Below are 12,717 nucleotides of genomic sequence, written 5' to 3' on the forward strand. Positions count from 1 at the left end.
ATTTTATCGATGAATAAGTGACAGCGTCACATAAAGTGCTATTTATACATCTAAGATTAAGGTTTTGCTGGCCGGAGTTCATCATACGAAATAGCAACATGCTCGCGATATGCAGGCCTATCAAGAAGACGCTTATAGTAAGCCTCAATGTAAGGAAGCAATTTTCTTTTTATATCAATATCATAATAACGATACAACACATGCCCGAATTGGATGTCAGCCAGTGAAAAATCATCACTGGCCAAGTAGTTTCTGGATGCTAATATCTCTTCTGCAATCATTAAATTATTTTCAAATTTGTCGATAGCAAGTTTGATGGAATTAATATCTTGGGATTCCTTTGGAGTGCGTGCTACTTGCCAAAAGATAGGCGCCGTAAATGCCAATGCTACATTTAACTTTGACCATTCCATCCAGCGATCAACCTCGGTTCTTGCTAATATTTCATCAGGCCAAAAATTCCCTTTTGCATATCGGTTAGCAAGATACCTAAGTATTGCCCCAGTTTCCCATAATGGAGGGTTGCAACCATCCTGAATAACAGGAACAGTACGATTAGGATTTAAGCGGTAAAATTCGTCAGTATCAGTACCGCCATAGCGATGCCCAAAATCAAGCCTCTTATAAGGTAATTCTAACTCACCAATACACCACATTAGTGCTTGGACGTTAGATGAAGTTTTACGACCCCAAACTGTTAGCATGAATTCTCCATAAAGGCTTTCTTAATGTTCTTCTAATACTACATGCTTAAAATAGGATATTTCAATCTTAGTTTGAGGTTTTGACGTTTAGCCTTCTATTGCTAACATTATCACTACCCGGTCCATATACCATCTAATTGGTCGTCATAGCGCTGATTAAGGTTACCATAGAGCACTGATTTATAATCTTCTCTTAATTGGCCAGTACAGTTGTTATTTTTTAAACTCGCAAGCATATAACGAAAAGACGGTAAATCATCTGTCATTTCCTTTGATGCATTGCGAAAGTTTTCATAACTTGAAGCATCAAGCCTAAATGCAATATTTTGTTTTAGCTCAAGTGGGAGATTGCTGATATGGTTAATTTTTTGGTGTATGTTTGGTTCGTGCTCCGAGAGCGCAGATTCTGCATCTGTACCTTGATGTGATGAAAATGTTTTAATATCAAAAATGTTATTTATCATTTGATTATCCACCATTTTTCTATTTTATAATTCTATTAATAATGATCAATGAGCTAGTGATTCGGTAATTTCCTCATTAAATCCCCCCAGTATTCATCTTGCTTTTGCCCTTCTCTCCTAACTCCATAAAATTGGGCTATATGCTCTTCATTTTTATTAAATAACTCTAGGCTTGTAATAAACCCATCACGAGAGTTTTTATTAACAACCCAAGCTTCCCCAACCTCATCTTTTGCTATTCTTATTACTGATTTCCCTCCTTCTTCAGTTGTACCGTGGATGACTATTTTTTTGCCATTCATTATTTCAGTAATTTTATCTATTGGGCCTGTATAGATCTGGATTGCAGAATCATTACCCACAAAAATCATCATTTTTTTATTGTCGTTATGTATCTTATTTAAAGTTGTCAATAAACTTTCTGTACTTACTTTTCTTGCCAAGTCATTTGGTACTTTTTGGAATGCTTCAAGTTTGCTTATTCCAAGTTGTTGTAGCATTGGATAAAAATGGTGTACATCAGCCATGTTTCTCCATAAGTTTTCAATATCATTACTTTTATTTATTGTTTTCATTGTTGATTTTTGAGAGACGATTTCACTTGAGCTTATGTTTAAATCTTCTTTTGAATAAAAACTTAATGACAATACTTTATTTCCATCATGAGACATTAAATTAGCTTTATATCTATTATCACTAATTTTTTCATAATTAACGTTTTTAATTTTCCCAGGGATAACTCGTAGGTCAATCCCACTTGGATTAAGTATTAAATGACCATTTGCTGCAGGTTGCTTTATCTTACCATTTGTATAGATTATTGAATGCCCTGATGGCCCACTAGTGCTCATTTCTACATTGTTATTTGATATGTTTTTTATGTTTTCTAGAATATGTTTTAATGATGAATATTTGGTATTTTCTTCAAGATTAATACCATATTGACTACTGGTATCCTTTACTGAATAAAGCCTAGAACTGAGCATTTCTTCTTCCTTAATATTATTTAATTAATACCAAATTTTTCTTTTATTTCAAAAGGTAAGTAAACTGACAAATTTTTGACTAAAAAAAATGCATCAGACCTTATGTCATCATTTAAATCAGCGGAAGGCGTATTTATATAATCATGATAGAACTTATTGAGTCTTAATGTTGTATTCATTAATATATCAGATGATTTCTGTTGCTCAGTTAATGAGGATTTACATAAATTTTCTGCACACTTTGCATTTGCTGCTGCGATTGCAATATCGTTAGAAATATTACTTCGGCTACATTGTTCAAAATGATGATGAAAATCATTCTGTGTTAGATCACTTGGTGCAGACATTCCTTCATAAACAATGTTATAAGCAAAATTATATTGACAGGTATTCCAGTACGTAAGTCTTTTTTCTATATCTATCTTTTGTTTTAATTGTTCACTGGTACTAAGTAAACAATCTGTAGAGTTAAAGAATTTCTCATTATTTTCAAAAACCTCTTTGGATAACCCAAAGCTCTCCCACTCCGTATCTCCACTTTTCATTGCTGCCATACCATACATAACGTTTAATTCTTGTAACCTTTTGATTGATGTGATATTTATCTCTTCCTTATTCTTTAAGATATCTTCTATTATATTGATATTTTCAAATGCCTTACTGTTCAGTTCATTTTTTCTTTCGGGGCTAGGCTCGTATTGATTGTAAAGCTCCTTTTCAATTTTTAATAATTCATTATTTAGCGTCTTTATAACTGTAGTGGCATCATTGTGATCAGCTTTGTAATAAAATGTGGAGCTAGTCGGGGCTATATTCATAAAATACACCTATTCTCAATTTAAAAAATTTGATGTATTATTTTTCCACAAAAGTAAAAAACATCTTTCAATATTTACCTTAATCTTTTTTATTTTCCTTTAGCTATTTTCTGTTTATGGATATTTTTAGGTTTAATAACTTAATTTTTATAATCAACTTTTCGGTTTTATCTGCTATCGCTGAAAAGATCAGTTAAATAGGATGGTTACATAATTTCGTGTGTAATAACTTTATCATTATTGGAGTTCACATATGACCGTATCTACTCGACTGGCAAGTAGTTTGATATTGACGGCACTTTTTACGTCTCAATATGCGTTTGCTGAAGCTAAAAACAATTTAAATCAACCAGTTAAATTAAATCATGCCACTGTATTTCTACACGGGGCTGAATTAGATAATGATGTGACGCTGTCACTTAATAAGGGGCAAAATAAGGTAATTTTAACGAATATAGCCCATAACGTTGACCCACGTACGTTATCAGTTAACCTAAATGATAAAAATGTAATAATTCGTTCTGTTAATATTCAAACTGTCCCTACTGAAGTTGTTTATCCCGAAAATATCAAGGCACTTCAAACTCAACAAAAGCAATTAATGCAGCAAATAGAAGATGCTATTATTGCGATTAAAGTCGGAGAAGAACAATTAAGCTTATTGAAAGACCAACGCTTTTTTGGGGAAAATAATGCTCAATCTTTAGAGCAATCATCCCAAAAGCTAGACTTTATACGTCAGCAAATGACGAAAATTTTACAAGAACAACAAAAATACCAACTCACTATCGATGAGCTTGAAGAAAAATCAGCACTGCTACAAGCCCAAATTGACCAAAATATGCCGGCTTCCCTAGGCAAACAAACACAGGTTGTTATGTCGATAGACGCACCTGAAGCCACAACAGCAAAACTACAGCTTTCTTATTTAACACAGGATGCCGCTTGGTCACCTAGCTATGATATACGCAGTCAGAACACAGAATCACCTATAGTTTTAACTTATAAAGCGGATGTCATTCAAAATACAGGTATTGATTGGGAAAATATTGACCTAACCTTATCGACCATTAATCCATCAAAGAATATCACCCCTTTTGATTTACAGCCTTGGCGTCTGTCAATTTATGATGAAAATAAACAGTTGGAACGTCAAGTCCGTATGAAACCAATGCCAGCTGCACCTGTTGCTATGTATGAAGAAAGTATGACTGCTAGCAAAAAAAAGGTTGGGTCAGGTATTGCTGATTTTGTGACCACCGCAAATAACGGTATTAGCCTAAACTATCAAATCACCCTTCCTTTCACACTGAAAAGTACATCCAAGCCAAGTTCATTGACGATTAAACAAGAAGATATTGCGGCTAAGTATAAGTACACTGCAACACCAAAACTTGCAGAGGATGTCTTCTTACAAGCAGATATTGAAAATTGGCAAGCTCTAAACTTATTGAACGGAAATGCCAATATTTACTATGGAAATACGTATATTGGAAACGTTAAAATCGATGCAAATCGACTGACTGATACTTTACAAGTTCCTTTTGGTATCGATAAAAATATTCAGATTTCACGTGAAAACAATGAAAAAATGAAGAAAAAACCAAGCTTCATTGGTTCAACGGTAGAGCAAAAAGAGAGTTATCTCATCAAAGCTAAAAACATACATCCAACCCCTGTTAAATTAACTATTTATGACCAACTGCCTATTAGTGAAGACAGTGATATAAAAGTGTCAGATGTAGATAATAAAGACGCTGTGATCAACAAAAAAACAGGGAAAATAACTTGGAATGTTGAGCTAAAACCGAATGAAGAGATTCAGATCCCATTTAGTTACACATTAAGTTACCCTAAGGATAAACATATCCTAGGATTATAACAGCTTTTGTAGTTCACATTAGAAAGCGTTAAAATCGCTACATGCTGACACAACAATAACAATTTGAGGTTCTCATGATTATATTAGTAACAGGTGCTTCATCGGGCTTTGGTGAGTCTATAGCTCGCAAATTTATTCAACATAATTATACCGTTATTGGAACAGGCCGTAGAACAGAACGTTTAGAAGCGCTACATCAGGAACTAGGTGAAAAATTTTATCCATTAACTTTGGATGTCCAAGATAGAAAAGCAATTCAATCAGCTGTTGCAAGTTTGCCTGCTCATCTCAAAAATATTGATGTACTAGTTAACAATGCTGGTTTAGCGCTCGGTTTAGAACCTGCTTTTGATGCTAACCCTGATGATTGGGAAATTATGATTAATACCAATACTAAAGGTTTAGTTAATATGACTTATGAGGTACTACAAGGTATGGTCGCGAATAATCATGGTCATATCATTAACATCGGTTCAACGGCTGCGAGCTGGCCTTATAAAGGCGGTAATGTATACGGCGCAACTAAAGCCTTCGTAAAACAATTTTCTTTAGGTCTACGTGCTGACCTTCAAGGCAAAAAGATCCGGGTTACTGATATAGAACCAGGCTTAGTGGGTGGAACAGAGTTTTCCAATATTCGTTTTAAAGGTGATGATGATAAAGCCGCTAATACGTACCAAGGTGCAGAAGCCTTGACGCCTGAAGATATCGCTGAAACGGTTTATTGGGTGGCAACATTACCTGCTCATATGAATGTGAATACACTTGAATTGATGCCAGTATGCCAAACCTTTGCAGGTTTAACCGTACATAAACAACTTTGATTTTTAGTACTATTCTATACTGACGCAATCATATACTTTTGGCTATACTTTGGTTATTGCCCCTACTCAAGTAAGGAATTTTTACATGAGCCCACATAAAACTTTGAAAACTGGCTTAACTGCGTTTTGTTTTTGTCTCCCTTTATTTTGGGTAACATCCTCTTTGGCAGCACAAGCAACCACATCCTGTACCGCCGGAAGCACATGTGTTTCTGTTGGTAAAGGTGATGATACCCTTAACAAAGAGCAAGCGCGTCAGGAAAAAGAGCAATGGGATAATACCCGTATGCTACGTAATAAAGTCAATACTCGTACTGAAAAAGAATTTGATAAGATAGATGCCGCTTTTGATGCAAAAGATAAATGTGAAAAAAGCCTTAATCTGAATGCTTATTGGGAACCTAGCACCAAGCGCTGTCTTGATGTCAGTACAGGCCGTCCAATCAATCCATAATTTCTAGCTTGCTGTTTTATGGATTGATTACCAAGGAGGTATAATGCAAAAGAAATTATTAGTTCCATTATTAGTATTAACGCTAGCACCGGTTTTTGCACAAGCTTCATGTGAAAGCGTAATTGAAGAGATCAAGCAGAAAATCATCAATAACGGTGTACCTGCTGACAATTTTAGTTTAGTCGCAGTCCCTAATGATGAGGCCGATTCATCTAAAGGGCAAGTTGTTGGGCACTGCCAAAATGATTCGTATAAAATTATTTATACACGTCATTGATTGATTTCTAATGGCTAAAATCAAGGGCGCGATATTTTTTACGCGCCCTTTATTTATTTTGCGAGTTAGGCGGGTATAGCAATAAATTGTTGAAGTTTTTCTACATCTAGATAATGCCCAAGTTCTTTCTCTTCAGGGCGCAATAGATAGGGTATCTCACCAATTAGTGGGGCCTTAATGTGGTGTTGTAATCTTTCAATGATTTGAGCGTAATGTGCGAGCCCAGGGTTAATGCGATTTGCCATCCAACCAACCAAAGGTAGTCCGTCAGCTCTAATCGCTTCCGCAGTTAACAAGGCATGGTTAACACAGCCATGTTGAATACCTACAACAAGAATAACACCTACTGGTTGCCCTTTTAGCCAATCTGCATAAAACGTATTATCATCAAGAAGATATCGCCAGCCTCCATTACCTTCAATGACAACCATGTCACATTGGCTGTGTAAATGCTCTAAGCCTTGTTTGATTTGATTGAAATCAATACTGTTTTCGTGACTATAATTATCGCTGATCCGCACTGGATTGACTTCATCATAGGAAACACGGTCTTTAGATACACTTTGGATTAATAATGCATCTTTGTTTCTTATCCCCTCTGGCGTATCAATGCATTGATCCGCGATGGGTTTATATCCGACGGCTTTAATTCCTTGGCCATTTAGTGCCTGCAATATGGCAAGCGTCGATACTGTCTTCCCGACATCTGTATCTGTCCCGGTAATAAATAGATTGATCATGGTCTTTTTCTATCCTGAAGTGACAGACTTACACAGCAATAAGCTGCAAAAATGATATGGATTCAGTTTATTGGAATGGGAAAGTGATAAGTTTGCGTTAGCTCAATTTTGTGTGGGATAATGTAAAGATTATCGAATTAATTTAACCTTGTAATAACTGCATCAATAGCGAACCATCATATAAAGCACGTTGTATTAATGATGATTCACTATCACTAACACTTAACGTGGATTTTTCTATTGTTATTTTTGATGAGTAAAGAGGAATTGACTGCTGGTCGATGTAGTGATGAAGTTTATCAAAAAATAATTCTGAGATTTGATTAATAGGCGAATTGATTAAGATTAATTCGGTTCCGAGTACATTGACCATTAAAGCTAATGGTTTTGCCAATAACTGCGCAATATTGTCGATAAGTTGAATGCAAAGAGTATCGCCTAATTTTACGCCGCTACAAATGCTATCAATAGAAATAATATTATGTTGTAAGTAAGAGTCTGAATAATTACAGAGTAAGTTATTTGCTTGTTGCAATATTGCAGGTAGGGATGTGTGTGTTTCTAAGCAACCAACACCTCCACAATAACAGGGGATGTTTTGCGTTTTTTTATACTGGGTATGAGCAAATAAATTGGGGCGCTGAGTATTAGCATCTAACGTTATACCATGGTTTAGAACTGTAATATTGACAACATCTTGTAGTTGAAGATAAATAATGTTTTTTGCTTTTCGTTTTGCCAAATGGGAAAAATAATCTTTTAATGCCAAAGCATCCACTGATGGATGTAAATAAATAGGTAGCCCTGTATGTTCAGTTAAGTATTCGCCAATAGCTAATTGGTTAATATTAAAGTGAGCATGGTGATGGATAACGCCGGTATAAGGATCTAAGACGCCATCAGATAGAATGCTTATTGCTGTAACTCTTTCTAATATACTCTGGTGGCTCGCAAAAAAATGACTAATTAATTCAGATAATTTATTTATAAATTGTTCATTATTAATAGGTTTAAAAGGATATTCTGTTTGAGCTAATGTTGTAGCGTTAATTTCCTTTAGTGAAATAGTGATTTTCTTGTCTTGTATGCGGATTGCTAAAAACTGCCACCCTTCACTTTCAACGACTAAGCCTACTGCTGGGCGACCACGCAACCCGAGAACAGGAAACTCTAACTCTTTTATTATATGAGCATCCATGAGTTCACGCGTGATTTTAGTGATACTGGCTGGGGCAAGTTGTGATTGTTTAGATAATGCAATACGCGAAATAGGACCATGTTGATCAATTATTCGATATACGATCCCCGTATTTAATTGTTTTATCTGGTCAATATGACCTGTTTGATTCACCATGGCAATAATTGAAATCCTTTATAAAGCAATTAGTTATTATGCCTTAATCTGCATATTAATGATTTCGCATACAGCATAAGTGTGATGTTAATCACACTTATTCACCAACAATATTAGACATTAACAGGTTGGTTAACTTTTTAGCCGCAGCAGGTAAGGTTCTACGCGTATTGTAAACTAACCAAACCTCAGATGAAGCATTAATATTAGCGAGTTTTATATATTTCACACCATCAACTTTCATACGTGTAAACGACTCAGTAATAATTGAAATCCCCATCCCTGCGGAGACGAGGCCTAAAATAGTCATTGCCTCACCTGCTTCTTGAGAAATTTTTGGTACGACACCAGCAGAAGTCAATAGCTGGTTTATCTCATCGTATAATGCAGTCCCGACATCGCGCTCGAAAAAAACTAATGGGTAATTAGCAAGTTGTTCTATATCAATGCCGACATCAGCATATTCGAGCAATGGGTGTCCTTCATAAACCGCCACCATAAAAGGTTCTTTGAATAATAATTTGTAATCTAATTGCTCTGGTAACCCTGTATTTCGCATAATACCGAAATCGATACGGCCAGTAATTAAAGGAGCTATCTGCTGCTTAGTATTCATCTGATGCATATGAATAGAAACTTCAGGATAAGACTCCCGATACTGACGTAAACTCATTGTAACCTTATGCATAAAGGGTGTGGTGGAAGTAAACCCAATAGATAATTCGCCAAGTTCGCCTTTTTCCATTCGCGCTGCTTTAGTCGCCGCAGCATTAACCTGAGCCAAAATTTGATAGGCTTCTTTCAAGAACATCGTTCCCGCAGGTGTTAATGCGACGTTACGATTATTTCTTTCTAATAATTTCGCATGGATTTTTTCTTCAAGTATTTGTATTTGTTGGCTTAAAGGTGGTTGTGACATATGCAACCGCTCTGCTGCTCGGCCAAAGTGTAGTTCCTCGGCGACAGCAATAAAGTATCTAAGGTGTCGAAGTTCTATGCTCATAGTTCATTTGATATCTTTAAAGTATTATTGTGTATAATTAATATATTAGACAAAAAACTGAAAAATTTCTATTCTTTGATCGAAATCAAACCAGTTGGTATGACAAGGAATACATATGGAACATTCATCAAATAGTCTGACTTCTGAGCAACCAGCCAAAGGGAAAAAAACGGACGCCCCTGCCCATACCGAACCTAAAAAGCATTATATTCAAAGAGATGATGCTCTATATTTACGTGTCACTTTATCTTTCTTTACCGTTGGGTTCGCTACATTCGCGCTGTTATATTTTGTTCAACCTATCTTACCAATGTTGTCTGAGGATTTTAATGTTTCTCCTGCAACCGCGAGTTTGTCGCTATCACTCAGTACAGGTTTAATGGCTCTAGGTCTATTAATTACAGGGCCAATTTCAGATGCCATTGGTAGAAAAAACGTCATGGTCATTGCACTGATGTGTGCTGCGCTATTTACCTTATTAAGCTCTGTAATGCAAAGCTGGAATGGTATTTTGATAGCTAGAGCATTGGTTGGGCTATCACTTAGCGGAGTCGCAGCCGTTGCAATGACTTATTTAAGTGAAGAAATTCACCCGAGTTATGTTGCGCTCTCCATGGGGTTATACATTAGCGGTAACTCTATTGGCGGTATGAGTGGGCGGTTAATGACTGGGGTAATTTCAGATTATTATTCATGGCGGGTCGCTGTTGTTCTTTTAGGGACATTAGCGTTGATCGCTGCAATTGGCTTTTGGCGGCTATTACCTCCATCTCAACATTTCCGTGCAAGCTCATTAAAACCTAAAAATTTATGGGTAAACTTACACCTACACTTTAGGGACCGAGGTTTGCCTTGGCTCTTTGTAGAAGGCTTTGTACTGATGGGTGGTTTTGTGACAATGTACAACTATATTGGTTACCGCTTGCTTGACGCCCCCTACTATTTCTCACAATCCACTGTAGGCCTTCTTTCTGTCATTTATTTAACGGGAACATATAGCGCAACTAAAACTGGTAGTCTCACACAAAAATATGGTTTAGGTAGTGTACTAATCTCTGCAATTTGTATGATGTTAGTGGGTATATTATTAACATTACACCCAAATATTTGGGTGATCCTATCTGGTATGACGGTATTAACGGCGGGCTTTTTTGCAGCACATTCAGTTGCAAGCAGTTGGGTTGGGCGAAGAGCAAAACGGGCTCGCGGCCAAGCATCATCGATGTATCTTTTTAGTTATTATGCCGGTTCAAGTATTGCAGGCACCTTAGGTGGAGTATTTTGGACTTATTTTGGATGGAACGGTGTTGCTTTATTTATTGCTGGAATATTACTTATCGGTATTATCATCGCCTATCGTTTGAAATTAGGATGTTATGATTAATTATCTTAGTATTTAATAAAGGTTGAAATTTCGATCCTCCTCGTTGTTAGTGATGATAGTTATTCTATTAATGACGAGGAAATTCTATGAAACAACAATTACTACTTGTACCTATCCTTTTTTTCTGCAGTTTTTTGGCCTACCCCCACGGATATGTAAAGTCTCCAGAAAGCCGTTCGTATTTGTGCCGCAAAGAAGTAAATACCAATTGTGGTCAAATTCAATATGAACCTCAGTCACTAGAAGGTCCAAAAGGTTTCCCACAACAAGGCCCTGCTGATGGTGAAATTGCTAGCGCTGGCCTTTCTCAGTTTTCACCGCTCGATGTACAAACAGCTGAGCGATGGAAGACTGTTCCCCTGAAGACCCGTAATGTAGAATTTGAATGGTATTTAACTGCAAAACATAAAACGACCAAATGGGAATATTTTATGACTAAACCCGATTGGGAGCCCAATATTCCCTTATCTCGTGCTCAATTTGAATTAACCCCTTTTTGCGAATTTCACCGTATAGAAACCCCCGATAACACAGTCAAACACAACTGTGTGTTGCCTCAAGAACAAACAGGATATCAGGTTGTTCTTGCTGTTTGGACGATAGACGATACGTCAAAGGCATTCTATCAAGTTATTGATTTATCATTAGATTAATGTTTTTCATATAACAAAAATTGAGTAATAGGCTAAACTGTATATTTATATCTAAAACCATTTCAATACTATATGTTATGTATATTGAAATGGTATTTATTGACATCATCCACCGTTACCTTGCTACTCCTTGTACCTTCAGTAAATGTTAATCCACTTTCTCTTTCACTTATTGCGGGTAATCGAAAACGTTCCATAAAGTCTTTGGCTCGACGTACTTCTGGTCTCAAATAACTATTAAAATTATTAGCATGCTCAGCTTCTGCTAATAACGGATTAATAAATTGCATAACTGAGTGAATTGGTTGTTCAAAAGCGTTAATACTTCCATCTTGTAAGTTCAATACAACCCCATAATTATGTGGTATACACGATGAAATCGCCCATTGTTCCCAAGATGAATTTACTCCATGATTGCTTAATACCTTTTTTACCGGCTCACCAATGTTATCCCCACCCATAAGCCAAATTCCTCCCGTAAGCGTTGATACAACATCGCTATTATTCTGAGGAGCTATTTGTAATAAAGTTGCTGTAACTGCTTGGTCTATCAAACTTATTATATTATGGTCAAAATGAATAATGGCTCCAGTCTGATTATTTTTATTGTATAGCGTTGCGACCACACAGGTTTGCGCATTCACAGAACATAAATAATTATTCTCATTATTAGTACTGTAACTAGATAAAACGCCTTCCCCTTGTAAAGCACAACGAAGATGACTTGGTGTTGCCCCTTCGGGTAAAGCATCTTGAATATGTTGAATGGTACCAAGATATTGGTAATTAGCTTGTGTAGTTGTATTTTTTTGAAAAAGGTCAACAAACGGTTGGATCAGCGGTGGGATAGTCAGCATACCTTACCTTTTAAAATTGAGTGAGTATTACATCATTTATAATGTTTAATATTTCCATAATTAAGACATTAACACTTTCAATTTAATATATAATTTACTGAATTTTATTCGAGGATAATGGTGTATTCCAAAGCCTTATATCGAAAAGATATCGATGGTACTGCTATCGGTACAGGGGGGAAAACTCATCCTGAAGTACCAATGAAGAGAAAAAGCTACCAGTTCCCCTGCCCGCTAACGTTAAGTTTCGCTAAAATCCCCCGTAGTCTGGTTAAAAAATTGCTAATAATGATTGTTAATGCTACATTTTATTTATC

At 36.2% G+C, this 12,717-nt stretch carries 14 protein-coding genes; 6 read left to right on the forward strand and 8 right to left on the reverse strand.

Annotated features, from left to right (window positions below):
• Window positions 1-56 precede the first annotated feature (56 nt).
• The 4 genes from P3L56_RS10495 to P3L56_RS10510 form a co-directional block, all read right to left on the reverse strand.
• The gene (locus P3L56_RS10495) at window positions 57-704 is read right to left on the reverse strand and encodes a glutathione S-transferase family protein (protein ID WP_210831987.1); all 648 of its coding nucleotides are present in this window, start codon (window positions 702-704) and stop codon (window positions 57-59) included.
• 113 nt (window positions 705-817) lie between these two features.
• Window positions 818-1,168 carry a hypothetical protein gene (locus P3L56_RS10500; protein WP_042843722.1) on the reverse strand — a complete coding sequence of 117 codons (351 nt, stop codon included), beginning with the start codon at window positions 1,166-1,168 and terminating at the stop codon, window positions 818-820.
• Between the two features lie 53 nt (window positions 1,169-1,221).
• Complete coding sequence (locus P3L56_RS10505) at window positions 1,222-2,154, reverse strand: ChuX/HutX family heme-like substrate-binding protein (RefSeq protein ID WP_129465935.1); 933 nt, start codon at window positions 2,152-2,154, stop codon at window positions 1,222-1,224.
• A 20-nt stretch (window positions 2,155-2,174) separates the two neighbouring features.
• Window positions 2,175-2,972, reverse strand: coding sequence for a hypothetical protein (locus P3L56_RS10510; protein WP_166685978.1), 798 nt, complete (start codon window positions 2,970-2,972; stop codon window positions 2,175-2,177).
• A gap of 253 nt (window positions 2,973-3,225) precedes the next feature.
• On the opposite strand from P3L56_RS10510, the gene P3L56_RS10515 reads away from it, so the two are divergent.
• The 4 genes from P3L56_RS10515 (at window position 3,226) to P3L56_RS10530 (ending at window position 6,409) form a co-directional block, all read left to right on the forward strand.
• Window positions 3,226-4,854, forward strand: coding sequence for a DUF4139 domain-containing protein (locus P3L56_RS10515; protein WP_210831900.1), 1,629 nt, complete (start codon window positions 3,226-3,228; stop codon window positions 4,852-4,854).
• 74 nt (window positions 4,855-4,928) lie between these two features.
• Window positions 4,929-5,678, forward strand: coding sequence for a bifunctional NADP-dependent 3-hydroxy acid dehydrogenase/3-hydroxypropionate dehydrogenase YdfG (gene ydfG / locus P3L56_RS10520; RefSeq protein ID WP_042843718.1), 750 nt, complete (start codon window positions 4,929-4,931; stop codon window positions 5,676-5,678).
• An 85-nt stretch (window positions 5,679-5,763) separates the two neighbouring features.
• Window positions 5,764-6,132 carry a DUF1283 family protein gene (locus P3L56_RS10525; protein WP_166685980.1) on the forward strand — a complete coding sequence of 123 codons (369 nt, stop codon included), beginning with the start codon at window positions 5,764-5,766 and terminating at the stop codon, window positions 6,130-6,132.
• 43 nt (window positions 6,133-6,175) lie between these two features.
• Window positions 6,176-6,409: a DUF1161 domain-containing protein gene (locus P3L56_RS10530; protein ID WP_210831899.1), complete on the forward strand. Its 234-nt coding sequence runs from the start codon at window positions 6,176-6,178 to the stop codon at window positions 6,407-6,409.
• A gap of 65 nt (window positions 6,410-6,474) precedes the next feature.
• On the opposite strand, the gene bioD is transcribed toward P3L56_RS10530, so the two are convergent.
• The 3 genes from bioD to P3L56_RS10545 form a co-directional block, all read right to left on the reverse strand.
• A complete protein-coding gene (gene bioD / locus P3L56_RS10535; protein ID WP_166685981.1) occupies window positions 6,475-7,149 on the reverse strand; it encodes a dethiobiotin synthase in 675 nt (224 codons plus the stop codon).
• 142 nt (window positions 7,150-7,291) lie between these two features.
• On the reverse strand, window positions 7,292-8,503 hold the full coding sequence (locus P3L56_RS10540; protein WP_181468495.1) for an ROK family protein: 1,212 nt from the start codon (window positions 8,501-8,503) through the stop codon (window positions 7,292-7,294).
• A gap of 97 nt (window positions 8,504-8,600) precedes the next feature.
• A complete protein-coding gene (locus tag P3L56_RS10545; RefSeq protein ID WP_042843713.1) occupies window positions 8,601-9,506 on the reverse strand; it encodes a LysR family transcriptional regulator in 906 nt (301 codons plus the stop codon).
• A gap of 115 nt (window positions 9,507-9,621) precedes the next feature.
• On the opposite strand from P3L56_RS10545, the gene P3L56_RS10550 reads away from it, so the two are divergent.
• A complete protein-coding gene (locus P3L56_RS10550; RefSeq protein ID WP_042843712.1) occupies window positions 9,622-10,890 on the forward strand; it encodes an MFS transporter in 1,269 nt (422 codons plus the stop codon).
• Between the two features lie 86 nt (window positions 10,891-10,976).
• On the forward strand, window positions 10,977-11,543 hold the full coding sequence (locus tag P3L56_RS10555; RefSeq protein WP_048607228.1) for a lytic polysaccharide monooxygenase: 567 nt from the start codon (window positions 10,977-10,979) through the stop codon (window positions 11,541-11,543).
• Between the two features lie 68 nt (window positions 11,544-11,611).
• Here P3L56_RS10555 and P3L56_RS10560 read toward each other — a convergent pair whose 3' ends face one another.
• A complete protein-coding gene (locus tag P3L56_RS10560; RefSeq protein ID WP_272685987.1) occupies window positions 11,612-12,400 on the reverse strand; it encodes a hypothetical protein in 789 nt (262 codons plus the stop codon).
• Between the last annotated feature and the right edge of the window lie 317 nt (window positions 12,401-12,717).

The organism is Providencia sp. PROV024 (assembly GCF_032709665.1).
Classification (GTDB): Bacteria; Pseudomonadota; Gammaproteobacteria; order Enterobacterales; family Enterobacteriaceae; genus Providencia; species Providencia huashanensis.